The sequence below is a fragment of the Wenyingzhuangia sp. IMCC45467 genome (assembly GCF_054111205.1).
The window spans coordinates 1129895-1146804 of sequence record NZ_CM134196.1 but is presented as its reverse complement, the minus strand read 5'-3'; the positions used below and the strand labels follow the sequence as shown (position 1 = coordinate 1146804).

14 protein-coding genes are annotated in these 16910 nt (G+C 32.6%); 12 read left to right on the top strand and 2 right to left on the bottom strand.

Features of this window, described 5'->3' with window-relative positions:
• Positions 1-220: 220 nt before the first annotated feature.
• The 8 genes from ACXGQT_RS04800 (at position 221) to ACXGQT_RS04765 (ending at position 13563) form a co-directional block, all read left to right on the top strand.
• Positions 221-1540: a sugar porter family MFS transporter gene (locus ACXGQT_RS04800; RefSeq protein WP_457830265.1), complete on the top strand. Its 1320-nt coding sequence runs from the start codon at positions 221-223 to the stop codon at positions 1538-1540.
• The gene (locus ACXGQT_RS04795; RefSeq protein ID WP_457830264.1) at positions 1537-3132 is read left to right on the top strand and encodes a glycoside hydrolase family 32 protein; all 1596 of its coding nucleotides are present in this window, start codon (positions 1537-1539) and stop codon (positions 3130-3132) included. The genes ACXGQT_RS04800 and ACXGQT_RS04795 overlap by 4 nt, the downstream gene beginning before the upstream one ends.
• Positions 3133-3148: 16 nt before the next feature.
• Entirely contained in the window at positions 3149-6247 is a 3099-nt protein-coding gene (locus tag ACXGQT_RS04790) for a SusC/RagA family TonB-linked outer membrane protein (RefSeq protein WP_457830263.1), read from the top strand.
• Positions 6248-6264: 17 nt separating this feature from the next.
• Complete coding sequence (locus tag ACXGQT_RS04785; RefSeq protein WP_457830262.1) at positions 6265-7959, top strand: RagB/SusD family nutrient uptake outer membrane protein; 1695 nt, start codon at positions 6265-6267, stop codon at positions 7957-7959.
• Between the two features lie 18 nt (positions 7960-7977).
• Positions 7978-9378 (top strand): DUF4960 domain-containing protein, encoded by a 1401-nt coding sequence (locus ACXGQT_RS04780; RefSeq protein ID WP_457830261.1) that lies wholly within the window; start codon positions 7978-7980, stop codon positions 9376-9378.
• Between the two features lie 12 nt (positions 9379-9390).
• Entirely contained in the window at positions 9391-10950 is a 1560-nt protein-coding gene (locus tag ACXGQT_RS04775) for a glycoside hydrolase domain-containing protein (RefSeq protein WP_457830260.1), read from the top strand.
• A gap of 1 nt (position 10951) precedes the next feature.
• A complete protein-coding gene (locus ACXGQT_RS04770; protein WP_457830259.1) occupies positions 10952-11860 on the top strand; it encodes a carbohydrate kinase family protein in 909 nt (302 codons plus the stop codon).
• A gap of 431 nt (positions 11861-12291) precedes the next feature.
• A complete protein-coding gene (locus ACXGQT_RS04765; RefSeq protein ID WP_457830258.1) occupies positions 12292-13563 on the top strand; it encodes a DUF4960 domain-containing protein in 1272 nt (423 codons plus the stop codon).
• A gap of 488 nt (positions 13564-14051) precedes the next feature.
• Here ACXGQT_RS04765 and ACXGQT_RS04760 read toward each other — a convergent pair whose 3' ends face one another.
• Entirely contained in the window at positions 14052-14255 is a 204-nt protein-coding gene (locus tag ACXGQT_RS04760) for a hypothetical protein (RefSeq protein WP_457830257.1), read from the bottom strand.
• Between the two features lie 147 nt (positions 14256-14402).
• Here ACXGQT_RS04760 and ACXGQT_RS04755 point away from each other — a divergent pair, with 147 nt between their 5' ends.
• The 3 genes from ACXGQT_RS04755 to ACXGQT_RS04745 are packed head-to-tail and all read left to right on the top strand — an operon-like array spanning position 14403 to position 15773.
• On the top strand, positions 14403-15158 hold the full coding sequence (locus ACXGQT_RS04755; protein ID WP_457830256.1) for a hypothetical protein: 756 nt from the start codon (positions 14403-14405) through the stop codon (positions 15156-15158).
• A 4-nt stretch (positions 15159-15162) separates the two neighbouring features.
• On the top strand, positions 15163-15558 hold the full coding sequence (locus ACXGQT_RS04750; RefSeq protein ID WP_457830255.1) for a DUF5675 family protein: 396 nt from the start codon (positions 15163-15165) through the stop codon (positions 15556-15558).
• Between the two features lie 5 nt (positions 15559-15563).
• Complete coding sequence (locus ACXGQT_RS04745; RefSeq protein ID WP_457830254.1) at positions 15564-15773, top strand: hypothetical protein; 210 nt, start codon at positions 15564-15566, stop codon at positions 15771-15773.
• A 261-nt stretch (positions 15774-16034) separates the two neighbouring features.
• Here ACXGQT_RS04745 and ACXGQT_RS04740 read toward each other — a convergent pair whose 3' ends face one another.
• Complete coding sequence (locus ACXGQT_RS04740; RefSeq protein ID WP_457830253.1) at positions 16035-16466, bottom strand: DUF6943 family protein; 432 nt, start codon at positions 16464-16466, stop codon at positions 16035-16037.
• A 47-nt stretch (positions 16467-16513) separates the two neighbouring features.
• Between ACXGQT_RS04740 and ACXGQT_RS04735 the strand changes: the two genes are divergently transcribed.
• On the top strand, positions 16514-16738 hold the full coding sequence (locus tag ACXGQT_RS04735) for a hypothetical protein (protein ID WP_457830252.1): 225 nt from the start codon (positions 16514-16516) through the stop codon (positions 16736-16738).
• Positions 16739-16910 lie beyond the last annotated feature (172 nt).

Here is a 16910-nt window from a genome sequence, read left to right as displayed (position 1 = left end):
GAACAGCATTAATAATGTAACATATTCTTAATCTAATGTTACATTATTATACATTTATATTATTTTAAACATTAATTTATAGAGTCTAAACCTCTTTGTTTCTAAAGGATTAGCACATTTACTAATATTCATTCAAAAAAACTCAATACTTTGAAACATCATTAAAATAAAACTCTCTATTTCATTAATAATTTAGTTGACAACTAAAATATTTACGAAAATGAGAAAAATTTTAATGTGGTCAATTACAGCAGCTTTAGCAGGTTTCCTTTTTGGATTTGATACCGTTGTTATTTCTGGTGCTGATAAAAAACTACAGTTGCTCTGGAATACTTCAGATGCATTTCATGGATCAGTTGTCATGGCTATGGCATTATGGGGTACAGTTATCGGTGCTCTTTTAGGAGGAATTCCAACCAATAAAATAGGAAGAAAACATACCTTATTAATTATAGGTATATTTTATGCAGTTTCGGCCATTGGGTCTGGAATGGCAAATGATCCAATTACTTTTGCGGTTTTTAGATTTATTGGTGGACTTGGTGTAGGAGTTTCTACCATTGCTGCTCCTACTTATATTTCAGAAATTGCTCCAGCCAAAGATAGAGGAAGATTAGTATCTCTTTATCAATTTAATATTGTATTTGGAATCTTAGTTGCCTTTTTATCTAACTATTTATTAAATGATATTAGTGAAAACGATTGGAGATGGATGGTAGGAGTTGAAGCTATTCCTGCTGTAATATACACTCTTTTTGTACTGAACATTCCACAAAGTCCTCGTTGGTTAATTTCTAAAGGAAGAATAAATGAAGCTAAAACGATTTTAAACACCATCGATCCTAATCAGGATGTAGAAAAAATAATTCAAGGAATTAACAATAGTAACGATAATTTAAAGCATGAAAATATTTTCATGAAAAAATATAGGTTTCCGTTAATTCTGGCCTTTTTGATGGCTTTTTTCAATCAATTATCTGGAATTAATGCTTTTTTATACTATGCTCCTAGAATTTTTGAAGAGGCTGGCTTAGGAGAAAGAACTGCATTGTTAAGTAGTATTGGTGTAGGTATTACCAATATGATTTTTACTTTATTAGGGGTGTTCTTAATAGACAAGTTAGGAAGAAAAACACTTATGTATTTTGGGTCTATAGGCTATATTATTTCATTAGGATTAGTCTCTGCTGCATTTTATTTAGGATGGACTGGAATGGCGGTTCCCATTTTTTTATTCCTATTTATAGCTTCTCATGCCATTGGTCAAGGAGCTGTTATTTGGGTGTTTATTTCAGAAATATTTCCAAATCATTTAAGAGCTTCAGGACAAGCATTTGGAAGCTCAACTCATTGGGTACTTGCTGCTATTATTCCTTCACTTATTCCTTTTTTATTCTCCTCTATTGGAGCAGGAACAGTATTCCTCATCTTTACCATAGCCATGGTGTTTCAATTGATCTTTGTGAAATTTATGATGCCTGAAACCAAAGGAATTACACTAGAAAAATTAAGTCAAAAACTAGAAAATAAATATCAATGAAAAAACTTACACTAACAGGACTACTCCTTATAGCCATAATAGGCTGTAACAGTATTCATAAAAACGAGAAAAAGAGTTCTTCAACATTAGAAAAAAAGGTTGTTCTTACGGAAGAGCAATTATATAGACCTAATTTTCATTTCACACCTGAAGAAAATTGGATGAATGATCCTAATGGAATGTTTTATTTAGACGGAACTTATCATTTATATTTTCAGTATTACCCAAACGAAAGTAAATGGGGTCCAATGCACTGGGGGCATGCCACTAGTACAGATTTAATAGCTTGGAAACAACAACCTATTGCTTTGTATCCAGATAAATTAGGATATATATTTTCAGGAAGTGCAGTGGTAGACCATCACAATACTTCTGGTTTTGGAGATGGAACTCAAACACCAGTTGTTGCTATTTATACCTATCATGATCCTATTAAAGAAAAAGCTGGGAAAATTGATATTGAAAGTCAAGGAATAGCTTATTCATTAGACAATGGAATGACTTGGACAAAATACTCAAACAATCCAGTTCTTAAAAACCCAGGTATTAAAAACTTTAGAGATCCTAAAGTTACTTGGGATGATATTCATCAACAATGGATTATGACATTAGCGGCCAATGATAGAACACAATTTTATAGTTCTAAAAATTTAATAGATTGGACATATTTATCTGATTTTGGTCAAAATATTGGTGCGCATGGAGGTGTTTGGGAATGTCCTGATTTTTTCCCTATCAAAGTAAATAACTCAACAAATACTAAATGGGTATTGTTACAAAGTTTAAATCCTGGTGGACCTAATGGAGGTTCTGCAACTCAATATTTTATTGGAGATTTTGATGGGAAAACATTTACACTAGATACTCAATTTAAAAATCAATTGACTAAAAAAGAAGCTTTATGGTTAGATTCTGGAAAAGACAACTATGCAGGTGTTACTTGGAACAACAGCCCTAGTGCTAATCCTACTTATATTGGATGGATGTCTAACTGGCAATATGCACAGGAAGTACCTACAAAAACATGGAGAAGTAGTATGACACTACCAAGGGAGCTAACATTATTACAGGTTGAATCAGGGTATAAACTAATCTCAACACCAGTATCACAATTGGGTAATTATTTTAAAGAAACCATTATTAAAAAAGATATAGTCTTTAAAAAGAATACATCACTATTAAAAAGTGAAGATCTAGACTTGTCCAAATCGGTAATTGATGTTAGTTTAAAAAACATGAAAACTGATATCTATACTTTTTCGTTAAATAATACTATTGGAGATACCTTGGAGTTTGGAATTAACAACAAAGAAAATTTCTTATTTATAGATCGTAAAAAATCAGGAATTGTTAACTTTTCTAATGAATTTGCAAACAAAATATCAAAAGCAAACTTAGACAAAAGACATAACTCTGCAGAATTTAAAATCATATTAGATAAAACATCTATAGAGGTCTTCTTTAATAATGGAGAAGAGGTATTAACTGAAATATTTTTCACAAACCAACCATATATGAACCTTTCTATTGAATCTTCGGGGAAAGATGCAGAAATATCGATATTAAAGGCTAACCAATTAAACATAAACTAACTATAAAAACTAAATTATGAAGTATAAATTAATTCTTTTATTCTTTCTTCAGTTCACAGTTTTAATGGCTCAAGAAATAGAAGTGAAAGGTACTGTTGTATCTTCAGAAGATAACATGCCATTACCTGGTGTATCTATTGTCATCAAGGGAAAATCAATTGGAATCATTACCGATTTTGACGGAAATTTTATCATCAATAATATCTCAATAGGTGAAAGTTTAGAGCTTAGTTATTTAGGATATACGACTAAAACTGTAGTTATAAATAACAATGCTACTCTAAACATCAAACTAAACCCTAGTAACGAACAATTAGATGAAGTAATCGTTACCGGATATACCTCACAGAAAAAAGCAGACATTACTGGAGCTGTTTCTGTGGTAGATATGGATGAACTCAACAAACAAACAGAACCCAACCCTATAAAAGCTTTACAAGGTCGTTTAGCAGGAGTAAATATTTCTACAGATGGTTCTCCTAGTGGAGGAAATACTAAAATAAATATTAGAGGTATTGGTACTTTAAACAACACCGATCCTTTGTATGTAATTGATGGAGTACCAACCAAAGGAGGTATGCATGAATTAAACCCGAATGATATTCAATCTATACAAGTATTAAAAGATGCATCTTCGGCAAGTATTTACGGTTCTAGAGCTTCTAATGGTGTTATTATTATTACAACCAAACAGGGGAAAGAAGGAAAAATGAGACTTAATCTAGATTACTATTCAACCCTATCTAACTATGCTAATAAATTAGACGTTTTAAACGCTAAAGAATATGGACAAGTATTATGGCAAGCAAATATAAACGATGGTATAGATCCTAATACAAACAACTTAAGTTATCAGTTTAACTGGGGAGTTTATAATGGAAAACCTACACTGAATAATGTGTTAGTTCCAGAATATTTAAACACAGAGCAAACCATTAAGTCTTCAAACACCAATTGGTATGATGAAATTTCTCAATTAGGAAAAGCCAATTCGGTAAACCTATCTATGTCTAATGGTTCTGAAAAAGGAGCTTACATGTTTTCTTTGGGATATTATGACAATGTGGGAATTGTAAAAACTACTAATTTTAAACGCTTGTCTTCTCGTATCAATTCTTCATATAATTTTTTTGATGGAAAATTAAAAATTGGAGAAAACTTTACTATCAACAGAACCAACGAAGTATCAGACCCAGGAGTTTTAGATCCTGCTTTAAGAGCTTTACCTATTATTCCAGTTCGAACTGTAGATGGAAAAGGATGGGGAGGTCCTGTTGGAGGAATGAATGATAGACAAAACCCTGTTAGACTATTAGAATACAATAAAGATAATGGTTATAGCTATATGCGTTTGTTTGGTAATACTTATGCTGAGTTAAAGCCAATAGACAACCTTACTTTTAAAACTAGTTTTGGGTTGGATCTTAGTGATTTTTACAAAAGATCTTTACAACGTAGTTATGTTTCTGGATATCTAAAGAACGATCAAAACTCTGTTTCTATTGAGCAGTCAAACAATCTAAAATGGACATGGACTAATACTGTACAATATGATTTAAAACTTAACAATCATAATATTAATTTATTAGCAGGTACAGAGATGTTTAAAGAAGATGCGAGAAACACTACTTTAAGAAAAGAAGATTTTATAACAGAAGATCCCGATTATATGTATCCGGATGCAGGTACAGGAGAAGCTTATACCTATGGTTCAGCTAGTTCATATAGTTTGTTATCCTATTTTGGAAAAGCGACTTATGATTATGACAGCCGTTACTTATTTTCTGCAACCATTAGAAGAGACGGTTCTTCTAGATTTGGAAAAAACAATCGCTTTGGTACCTTCCCAGCCTTTTCTGCAGGATGGAGAATTAACAAAGAAGAATTTGCTAAAAATAATTTAGCCTTCTTTTCAGATTTAAAACTACGTACAGGTTGGGGACAAACTGGTAATCAAGAAATTAGTAACGAAGCTATTTATTCTTTATACTTAGCCAATTATGCTGGTGGGGATCCTACTTGGAACACCTCTTACGGAACTGCTTATGACTTATCAGGAGCAGGTTCAGGGTTGTTACCTTCTGGTTTTATTGCCACTCAAACAGGAAACGATGATTTAAAATGGGAAACTACCACCCAAACAAATATTGGTCTTGACTTTGGTTTCTTTAATCAAAGATTAACAGGTAGTGTTGATGTTTATAAAAAAGTAACTGAAGATATCTTAGTACTACCTCCATATTTAGGAGTCATTGGTGAAGGTGGTAATAGATGGGTTAATGGAGCTTCTATGGAAAATGAAGGAATTGAATTTGCTTTGAATTATAAAAACAATACTGACTGGGGATTAAAATATGAAATGTCGGCAAACCTATCTGCTAATAGAAATCAAATCACAAAACTTCCTGAAGAAGTAAAGAACAATTACGGTGGAAATGGTCTAGAGGATAATATTCTAGGAAGACCTATTAATTCTATGTACGGACATGTAGCCGATGGACTTTTTACATCACAACAAGAAGTGGAGAATTCTGCTATTCAACCTGGAAAAGGTTTAGGACGTATTAGATATAAAGATTTAAATAATGATGGAACTATTGACAGTGAGGACAGAACGTGGATAGGAAATCCAAACCCTGGTTTTAACTATGGATTTAATGTTTCTTTAGGTTATAAGAATTTTGACTTGACAACTTTTTGGCAAGGTGTAGGTGATGTAGATGTAGTTAACCAAACAAAGTATCAAACCGATTTTTGGAGTGTTGATGATGTAGGATCAAACAAAGGAACCCGATTATTAAACGCTTGGTCTCCACAAAATCCAAGCTCAACTATTCCTGCATTAACTACTGTTGATAGTAATGCTGAATCAAGGTTTTCAACTTATTATATAGAAAACGGTAGTTATTTAAAACTGCGTGTATTACAACTAGGGTATACAATTCCTAAAAAAATAACAGAAACTTATAAAATCCAAAACTTTAGAGTATATGTAAATGCTCAAAATTTACTAACCATTAGTTCTTCTAGTTTTACAGGTATTGATCCTGAAAACCCTGGTTTTGGTTATCCTTTACCGTTAACAATTACTTTAGGATTAAACATTTCACTTTAATTAAAAACTCAATAATCATGAAAACGATTGTATATATATTTAGCTGTTTATTATTGTTCACAACTGTGTCTTGCGAGGACTTTTTAGAAAACAAACCAAAGGGCGTATTGTCCGAAGATGATGTTATTAATGCTGATAATGTGGATGGTTTTATTACTTCAGCTTATGCTGCTTTAGGAAACGACCATTATGACACTCCATTTAGTTTATGGCCTTATGGAAATGTTAGAGCAGATGATGCTTATAAAGGAGGTAGTGGAACCAATGATATTCAAGCCTTTCACTTTTTTGAAATCTCAAATAATATTCGTACCGACTTTGCCGAATTAGACAAACTATGGTATAATTACTATGTAGGGATTTCTAGAGCAAACAAAGCTATTGCAGCATTAAATGAGATTACAGAACAAGAATTTCCTCAAAAAAAATCAAGATTGGGTGAAATGCATTTTCTAAGAGGTCATTTTTACTTTATGCTTAAAATTATGTTTAAAAACATTCCTTATGTAACTGAAGATACAGCCCCAGAAGAATATGGTTTGGTGTCAAACAGAGCATTAACTGACGATCAACTTTGGGAAAACATTGCCAATGATTTTGAATTTGCAGCAAACAACACTCCACCTACCCAATCACAAGTAGGTCGTGTAAACCAATATGCTGCCTATGCTTATTTGGCTAAAACAAGATTGTATCAAGCTTATGAACAAGATGAAGATTACAATGTAACCAATATCAATCAACAAACATTGCAAAAAGTAATTGATGCTACAGATGAAGTATTAGGAACTTATTCTTTAGAAGCTGATTTTGGATTTAACTTTTTACCAGGTAGTTATGAAAACGGTTCTGAATCTGTGTTTGCCGTACAGTATTCAGATAATGATGGAACTTTGCATGGAAGATTAAATTTTGGAGATGTATTATCGGTACCACAAGGTTTGGGTTGTTGTGATTTTCATAAACCTAGTCAAAATTTAGTTAATGCCTTTAAAACTACTGCAGATGGATTGCCAATGTTTGACACTTTTAATGATACTGATTTAGATTATAATCAATTAAATAGTTTTGATGTAGATCCAAGATTATATCACACTGTAGCCATTCCTGGATTGCCTTTTAAATATGCAGAGGATTATATCTATGAAGAAAACTGGAATAGATCTCCTGGAACCTATGGATATTTTGCTTCTTTAAAAGAAAATGTACAACCAGACTGTGGTTGTTTTGTAAACATCGATCCTTTTTACGGGAATTCAAAAAACAGAATCCTAATTCGTTATGCTGATGTATTATTAATTAGAGCTGAAGCGTTGATAGAAATGGGACAACATAATGAAGCTTTACCAATCATCAATCAAATTAGAGCAAGAGCTGCTGCAAGTACAACTTTAACAGGTAGCTATACTTCAAACAATTTAATTAGTCAGTATGAAGATGGGGTAAACTGTGTGTGGAGTCAAGATTTTGCTCGTAAAGCTTTACGTTGGGAACGTAGGTTAGAATTTGCCATGGAAGGTTACCGATTTTTTGATTTGGTTAGATGGGGAGTTGCTTCAGAAACATTAAACGCATACTATGCTGAAGAGAAAACCAAAAGAGGGTATTACCTAGATGCAGGTTTTGACAAAAACAAAGAAGAGTTCTGCCCTATTCCTTTGGCACAAATTAATTTCAGTCAAGGTTTGTACAAACAAAATAAAAGATACTAACTCTAAAAAAGCTAAACAATGAAAAAAATAATAAATAAACAAATAGGATTGCTGACATGTGTCCTTCTATTTTTAGCGAGTCTTTTATCAGCTTGTGAAGATAACTTTGATGAATCTGCTTTTGTGACCAATGTTTCTGTAAACATCAATTCGTTTACTGTAAATAATATCAGTGCAGAAATCAATAATCAGGAAAGTAAGATAACAGCTACGCTACCTTATGGAACAGATATTACAGCTATTGTACCCGAAATTTCTATTCCAAACGGAACTACTATTATCCCTGAACTAGGGACTAGTATTGATTTTAGTAATACTGTAACTTATAATGTTTATGGTGGAAATATCTTTAAAAAATATGCGGTTAACGTTAGTACTCAAAAACCCATTACAAGTTTTAAAATTGGAGAACTTTCTGCAAGTATCAATCATAATTCAAAAGTTATTGCGCTTACCATGCCTGAAGGCACTGATCTTACAGCATTGCAACCTACCCTTGAATTATCTGAAGGAGTGACTGCTAGTATTACCTCTGGTAGCACTATTGATTTTTCTAGCCCAGTAAAATTCAATGTAATTTCAACAGGATTAACAGAAGAATATACAGTAAATATTACGACTCCTCTTAGTGGACCTGTTATTGCCTTTTTAGGAACATCGGCTTCTAAACAAGCAATCTCAAATTTAGATGAAATTGCTGCATCAGACTGGTTGTTTGCCAACTACGCAGGAGCTCAGTACATTTCTTTTACAGATATTAAAAACGGAGCTTCTTTAGAAGGTATTGATGTTATTTGGTGGCATTATGATGAAGCTACTAGTTTACCAACTATTGCTTTAGATGCCAGTGTTACAAATGCATTAAAAACATATCAAACTAATGGAGGTAACTTATTATTAACCACATTTGCCTCTCAATATGTAGAAGCATTGAATATTGTTCCTTCAGGTAAAGGGCCTAATAATGTTTTTGGAGATTTTCCGCCAAATGGGTTTGTAGATGGTAATTCATGGGGAATGTCATTTGTAAGTCATGAAGATCATCCTATCTTTTTGGGGCTAGACACTTTTGCTACAGGAAAAGCCAATTTATTAGAAGCAGGAACATTTAGATTAAACCATACTGCATGGTGGTTTTTACCAGAGTGGGGAGGTTATAACGATGGTGCTGGTTGGAGAGATCAAACTGGAGGAAATAATCTAGCTAGTGAAGCATGGGATGATGGATTAAACGGTCGTGTAACCATTGCTGAATTCCCTGGAGGTGCTTCAGATATCAAAACAGTTGTTATTTCTATGGGTGCTTATGATTGGTATAACGAAGATGACAGCAGTGGAACACCAAGTCAAGCCAATGGTTTTATTGATAATATCAAACTTTTAACAGCAAATAGTCTAAACTATTTAGCAGATAATTAAAATTTAAAGAAGATGAACTTAACTAATAAAATATTTATATACCTATCCGTGTTTACCATTTTGGCTTGCTCAAATGATGATGACACATTTACTCAAGTCCCTGTAGATTCAGGGACTCAAACAAACGTATATCCACTACCACCAGAACAATGGTTAGGAGAAACAGATCCTTATTACACCTCTGGTTATGTAGGAGATATTATGCCTTATTACAACGATGGTAAATTTAATTTATTCTTTTTACACGATGCCAAAACAAAACCTGCTGGTAAAGGGTTTCATGATATACATAACTTTGAAACTACTGATTTTACAGAATTTAATTACAAAGGTAGAATGATTCCTTATGGAGCTTCTGATGAACCTGATTTTGGAGTAGGTACAGGTTCTGTGGTTAAAGTTGGAGAGACCTATTATTTTTACTATACAGGTCATAATGGAAACACTCCTTTTGTTCAAAACAACCCTAGAGAAAGTGTTTTGTGTGCTACGAGTACAGATTTAGAAAATTGGACTAAAATTGACGATTTTAAGATAACTGCTCCTGCTGGTTATCTTGATTTTGACTTTAGAGACCCGCATGTATTCTATAATGAAGAAGATGGAAAGTATTGGATGTTGATGTCTACACAAACAGCCCCAGCTAGAAAAGCTGTCGTTTTATTATTTACTTCTGATGATCCTGCAACAAATAATTGGACAGTACAAAAACCTATTTACACCACCACTCCACAAGAAAACTATTTAATGCTAGAATGTGCAGATATTTTTAAAATGGGAGCCTATTGGTATTTAATCTTTTCAGAAAACTGGAGTAATCATACAGGTACACATTATAGAATAGCAAATTCTCCTAACGGACCATGGACAACTCCTGCTTTAGATCGTTTTGATGGAAGCTATTTATATGCTGCCAAAACTGCTTCTGACGGAAACAAACGTTACTTATTTGGTTGGACTGCTAGAAAGTCACCAGAAAACAATACAGGAAATAAAGAATGGGGGGGGAATATTGTTACTCATGAAATTATTCAGAATAACGATGGTACTTTAGGTGTTAAACAACCTGAAAGCATTGCTCCTGTTTACACAAACAATGCAACATTAACTGTAGAAAATACAATTGGTACTGTTACACAAAACAACAATACTTTTACTTTAGATGGAACTTCTAATAATGCACTTGTTACTTTTAATAGCTTAAAAAAATCAAATCATATTGATTTTAAAATTGAGATGCAATCTAATGGAGATTTTGGAGTATTATTAAATCATGAAACAGAAAGTAATACTGCTTTTAAAATTGCTTTTGAACCTGGTTTTAACAGAGTAGCAGCTTACAATGTTAACGATGGAAATGATTTATATCTAAACCATGTCCCTTTTAATTTTACTGCTAATACTGAATACAAAGTCAGCATTACCACAAATGAAGATATTTGTGTGCTTTATATTAACGATGAGGTTGCATTTAGCAATAGATTATATGATGTTACAGGAAAAAAGTGGAGTTTTTTTAGTGAAAACAATCAAACTGTATTCTCAAACTTAACCTTAAAAAATCCTTATTAATATGTTTCATAATAAAGACCTAAAATTTGTTAGCTACGGCGAAGTATTGTTTGATGTTTTTAAAACTGCTAAAAAAATTGGTGGAGCTCCTTTAAATTTAGCCTTAAGAATTAAATCTTTTGGTTTTCCTGTAACTATGATTAGTGCTGTGGGTAATGATAAGGATGGAAGTACTCTTGTCGACTATATTAATAATCATGGAATAAACACTTCGGGAATTATTATAAAAAACAACTATGATACCGGAGTTGTTACAGTAGAACTTAGTGAGAGTGGTTCTGCTACCTATACTATTGAGCATCCATCAGCATGGGATAAAATAGAAATTAACCAAAGTCTAAAAAATATTGTTTCCTCTTCTGATGTTTTCTTGTATGGAAGCTTGGCTTGTCGTGATGAAGTTTCCAGAACAACCTTATACAGTTTGCTAGAAAACAATAAATCTTATAAAGTATTTGATGTAAACTTAAGAGCTCCACATTACAAAATAGATACTTTAAAAAACTTAATGAGTCATGCTGATTTTATTAAGTTTAATGATGAAGAATTGTTAGAAATTTCTGCAGAACTAGGTTCAACCTCAAAATCTATTAAAGAAAATATTCACTTCATTTCTCAATACACAAATACTGATTCTATTTGTGTTACAAAAGGGAAACATGGAGCAGTATTATTGTGGAAAGGTATTTTGTATTATAATGCTGGTTTTTTAATAACCGTTGTTGATACTGTTGGAGCTGGTGATTCTTTTTTAGCTTCGTTAATTGCACAATTACTAAGCAATGGAAATCCACAAAAAGCAATTGATTTTGCTTGTGCAGTAGGTTCTATTGTAGCAGGGCACGAAGGTGCCAACCCAGAGATTAAAGAAGAAGATATTTATCACTTTTTAAACCCTCAAAAACAATAAAACAATTGTTAAGTTTTAATATTAAAAGGCATCTAAAAATAAACTTAGATGCTTTTTTTATGTTTAAGCACCTAATCATTAGAACTTTTTCTGCGTTTTAAAATAATATATTTCATATGCTACTTTATTAAATCTGTCATTTGTAATCTTTTTATTGCTCCCTTAATTATGTAACCATTTACTCTTAGTACCAACATATAAAACATACTGTAACTATATCATAAGTACTAGTTACATAATCATAATTAAAAAAATAAAATTCGATTTAAGTCACCATTGAAATCTATATAAAACAAGGAGTCTTTACATCTCTTTGAACTACTTATCAAATCCTTATTAGTTTGAAACAAACACAAATCAATCATCATTTATTTGTCAATAATTTAGAACATAACACAAACTATTATTAATAAACTTTAAATTATTCTAAAATGAAAACAATTACTTTAAAATTAATTGCTGTCTCTTTTTTATTACAATGCTACAATTTGAAAGCACAATCTAAGAGCATCGCTTTTTTAGGACAAGCTCCTACTTATAATGATAATATTCCTGCAGCTGCTGATGGATTCACTTATGATGACGATAGAGCTGCCGCTGTATGGTTTATGGATGTTTTTATTCCGTCTCAAGCAGATATTAGTGGAACATATTTTTCATTTCAAGATGTAGCTGAAGGTGCTGACATCAGTAGTTATGATGCTATTTGGATACAAAGTGATGGTGCAACTTATCCTGAACGTTTAAATGAATGGCCTAGGGGAACTACTGAAGGAGATGGTGTTACAAGACACTGTGTAATTAAAGAAACTGGTTTTGAATGGAATGGTGGTGATGCTGCATGTATTGCTTTAGAAGATGCTTTTATTAGTAGTATTCGTTCTTTTTATGAAGCTGGAGGAAATATCTTTTTAGGAAACTATGCAGGAAAAGCTTTAGAGGTTATTGGAGCTTTTGATGGTTTAACTAATCCATGGGAATATAGACCAAACCAAACTTTTGGAGATGTTACAGTTAATGCTGCAAATACTGCAGGTGCTTGGGGTGCCAATTGGAGTGGTAATTCTTCTAGTTCTTATATTTCAGGTATCACAACAGCTACAGCTACCTGTTCTTTTTCTACACAATCTATTGAGTTTTTATCAGCAGACACTGAAAAGAAAAACCGTGCATGCCAATATAATTTAGATTTTGGAAGAATTTATGATGATATTGGTGGAACAATTGCTGATCGTAGGACTGAATTTGAAAGTACTTTAAATGCAGAAATATTATTAGACAATTGTGATGGAAACGAAATCCAAGGAGCTCAGTTCAATCCAAGAACAGGAGGACACGGAACTATTGTTTGGTATGGGTCTGGTGTGTATGATTGGTATGCTCCTGGAACGGGAAACAACAATAATGTTAAATTACTAACTGAAAACACCTTGAAGAGTTTGGTTGATACAGGTGTTACTTTATCATCAAACAACATTTACAATTCTGATGAAATATCTGTCTACCCAAATCCTGTTGTGAACGATTTAAACATCAATTATACAGGGAAAGTTGAAGCTGATGTATACGATTTAAGTGGTAGAGCAATTGTAACAACTACATCTAAAAAAATAAACTTTAGCAACTATGCAAATGGTATTTATATTCTTAAAGTGACTGACACTGATTCTAAGAAAACTTATTTTTCTAAAATAATAAAATAAGATACCCTCTTAATATTTTTAATTAGATTAAACGATACATCAATTATTAGATGTATCGTTTTTTATTAAACATTAAACTGAGGCCACCTTTTATCCAAACAATTCTTATCAAAAGCTACTAGATTAAACAACTGTCTCATATTTTTGCCTAAACACAACTATTAGACATGATCCTGTTTTAGTCCTCCGATTAGCACACTTGCAATAGGGTGAAATGGGATGTTTTTGCAGGAAGTGGGAAATAAAAAAGCCCCATTTTAGTGGGGCTTTCGTTGAATCTTAATGATTCTCTTCATAAGAAGCGGTCTGGACGGGACTCGAACTAATCCCGCTATGCCTTATAAACAGTAATATAAATACTTATAAATTATTTTTGTGAACCGATTTGTGAACCTAAAGTTTAAATAATTTTAGTATTATTTAACTATCGTTCTTTCTACAAATTTACGATTTAACACTCTATAAATCAATATAAATAGTATTAAATTTTATGACACTTGCTTCAAATAATCATTAATGATTTCGATATTTATTCCACTGTATTCAGCGAATTCTTCAGAGGTAATAAATTGGTGTGGTTGCTTATCAAAATGTGCTCTAATCTCTTTTAATAGCCTTCTACCATAACGTTCACTTCTTCCTGTTATACACTGAACATCTTTTGGATATATACATGCTCTGGTAATTTTCATGATTTAATACTTTAACTATACTTTATCCTAGGGGTAAATATACACCATTTCGGAAAGAAAGGCTTTTAATGGCCTATATAACACCCTGTTTTTGATTTCTATATAAGATACTAATTCTTTTGCTATAAATCTTTAAATCATATTATTATGGCAAAACAAACAGGTATTATCAAATTAAAAGGAACTATCGGTGGTATTTCTTTTTACAAAACAACTGACGGGCATTTGGCTCGTGAAAAAGGGGGTGTGGATGCAGAACGTATTAAAAACGATCCTGCCTTTCAAAGAACTCGTGAAAATGGTTCTGAATTTGGAACCGCTGGTAAAGGTGGTAAATTACTTAGAAATGCCATTCGTATTCTTTTGCAAAATGCTAAAGACAAACGTGTTTCTAGTAGATTAACAACGACTATTTTAAAAGTGGTTAAAACAGATACTACACATGTTCGTGGGGAAAGAACCATTCAAGATGGAACTTTTGGTTTGTTGGCAAACTTTGAATTCAACATCAATGGGAAATTAGGAGCAACTTTATTTGCTACTTTCAACAATGCTTTGGATAGAGCTACAGGAGAAGCCACCGTAAACATTCCTGCTTTTAAACCAACAACTCACATTGCAGGTCCTTCTGGAACGACTCACTTTAAAATTGTGACTGGGGTTGCGGAATTAGATTTTGAGAATGAATCTTTCGCTTTTGACAATGATGAAACCGCTATTTTACCATACGATGGTAATGATACTGCCATTATTGATTTGACTGCTTCAGCTCCTGCAAACTCTGTTCTTCCCATTGTTCAGGTCTTAGGTGTTGAATTCTATCAAGAAGTAAATGGTGAAATGTATTCGTTAAAAAATGGTTCTTACAATGCTTTAGCTATTAAAATAGCTGATAAAGTGTAAGGATATGGATATCTATTTACATAGAACTTATTTTAAAGAGAGTACCAACGGTGCTCTCTTTATCCATGATTCTTTTTTTGGATTCTGTATCGAGTTACCCTGGTTAGAAAACAAAAGAAATGTTTCTTGTATTCCAGAAGGAGTCTATGTATTAAAACCAAGGTATTCTCAAAAATTTGGTCATCATTTGATTTTGGAAAAAGTTGAAAACAGGACACTTATTTTAATTCATCCTGCCAATGATGCTTTGAAAGAACTTAAAGGCTGTATCGCTCCTGTAACCTGTTTATCAGGTATTGGAAAAGGTACTTCTTCCAGAAATTTATTAAACAAATTGGTTTCTAAATGTTATCAAGCTTTTGACAGAAATGAAACCGTTAAACTCATTATTAAATCTTAGAACTTATGAATATTCAAGAACGATTAAAACAACCGACACCTTCATTTTTTAGAAAATTAAGAAACATTGGTCTAGCATTAGCAGCTGCAAGTGGAGCCATTTTGACCGCTCCAATTGCTCTGCCTGCTGTGATTATTAGTGTAGCTGGATATGTAGCAGTAGCCGGAACGGTTGCTACTGCGGTCAGTCAAGCTGTGGTTTCAGACAAAAACTAAAAAGCTATGGGAAATCTTCAATTAAAATCAACCGTATTTGGAGGAACATTGTTCACAACCATAGCGAATATAAAACTACACGATGTTTACTTCACCATTATCATGGCGATCATTGGTGCTGTGGTGAGTTTCTTCGTATCTCTCATTTTACGTAAGATTTTTTTGAAGTAAATTTCAGTTGTTGGTATAAGGTAAAAAGTAAAAGGATTTTATCCTGTACTTCATTTTATAAACTCCTGCTCATATGACCAGGAGTTTTTTTTATGCACTTATTTTTTGTTTCTTTTGGTTAAAGCAAGATTGTATATAAGCTTTTTTTAGCTTTTCCATTTTCAGAACCGTAGTTCTTAAACATTCTAATTCTTTTTGAATAATAGCAACATTATGAATGTGTTTTTCAACCTCAACTATTGAATTCAATCCGTTTTTTAAAGTGTTTGAACAGTCTTTTATAGTGATGAAAGGAATGACACTTCCTTTTAAATAGTAAGCATAAAAACGACCAATTTGAAGCATCATTGATAAGTGGAATAAAGTGTTTTTATCCTCTTCGGTGGTAGTGATTACCACAAAACAGTTTGGACAAGGTTTGTACAGCGGTTTACCGCTGTTCAATCCTTTGTTTAAAATAAAAAAGTGTGGTTGGTCGTAGGTCATCCCTACTCGGTGGGTCTTGATTTCAAAACAGTGCATAGCTATCCAATTTAAATTGCTTCGCTACGCTTCGCCACAATATTTTTTTGGAGAAAAAAGATGCCTATAACATTGTTGCTGTGGCGGATGCTGTCAAGATTTTTGACAAAAAGTTTGGAGAAAGAATACATTATTTTTTGAAATACTTATCAAAGTTTTTATCAAAACCCGTAGGGCTTGAACTTGATAGCATTGAGCGTTGGAGGAAGGAAAGCAACGAAATTTGCATGCTTTTTTATTTAAGTAATATCTCTCTTCAAAAAAAGGTATAAAGCAAGTGCTTGGGAGTGTAACGCAGTGGAATGGATAAGCTCTTGCTGTGTGGTTCTGAGAGGATTGTTTTGTAAACTTTATTATTTCTTAAAAGCTTCCAATGCCCACAAGCACATGGCAAATTGGAATTGTAAAATTTCTTATGATGATAAACTAAATGTTTTCTTTTTT

Bases quoted from the DNA above. Each gene is read 5' to 3' on its own strand.
- ACXGQT_RS04795 (WP_457830264.1), top strand. From the start codon at position 1,537: ATGAAAAAACTTACACTAACAGGACTACTCCTTATAGCCATAATAGGC.
- ACXGQT_RS04770 (WP_457830259.1), top strand. From the start codon at position 10,952: ATGTTTCATAATAAAGACCTAAAATTTGTTAGCTACGGCGAAGTATTG.
- ACXGQT_RS04775 (WP_457830260.1), top strand. From the start codon at position 9,391: ATGAACTTAACTAATAAAATATTTATATACCTATCCGTGTTTACCATT.
- ACXGQT_RS04785 (WP_457830262.1), top strand. From the start codon at position 6,265: ATGAAAACGATTGTATATATATTTAGCTGTTTATTATTGTTCACAACT.
- ACXGQT_RS04780 (WP_457830261.1), top strand. From the start codon at position 7,978: ATGAAAAAAATAATAAATAAACAAATAGGATTGCTGACATGTGTCCTT.
- ACXGQT_RS04760 (WP_457830257.1), bottom strand. From the start codon at position 14,255: ATGAAAATTACCAGAGCATGTATATATCCAAAAGATGTTCAGTGTATA.
- ACXGQT_RS04790 (WP_457830263.1), top strand. From the start codon at position 3,149: ATGAAGTATAAATTAATTCTTTTATTCTTTCTTCAGTTCACAGTTTTA.
- ACXGQT_RS04740 (WP_457830253.1), bottom strand. From the start codon at position 16,466: ATGCACTGTTTTGAAATCAAGACCCACCGAGTAGGGATGACCTACGAC.
- ACXGQT_RS04750 (WP_457830255.1), top strand. From the start codon at position 15,163: ATGGATATCTATTTACATAGAACTTATTTTAAAGAGAGTACCAACGGT.
- ACXGQT_RS04745 (WP_457830254.1), top strand. From the start codon at position 15,564: ATGAATATTCAAGAACGATTAAAACAACCGACACCTTCATTTTTTAGA.
- ACXGQT_RS04800 (WP_457830265.1), top strand. From the start codon at position 221: ATGAGAAAAATTTTAATGTGGTCAATTACAGCAGCTTTAGCAGGTTTC.
- ACXGQT_RS04755 (WP_457830256.1), top strand. From the start codon at position 14,403: ATGGCAAAACAAACAGGTATTATCAAATTAAAAGGAACTATCGGTGGT.
- ACXGQT_RS04765 (WP_457830258.1), top strand. From the start codon at position 12,292: ATGAAAACAATTACTTTAAAATTAATTGCTGTCTCTTTTTTATTACAA.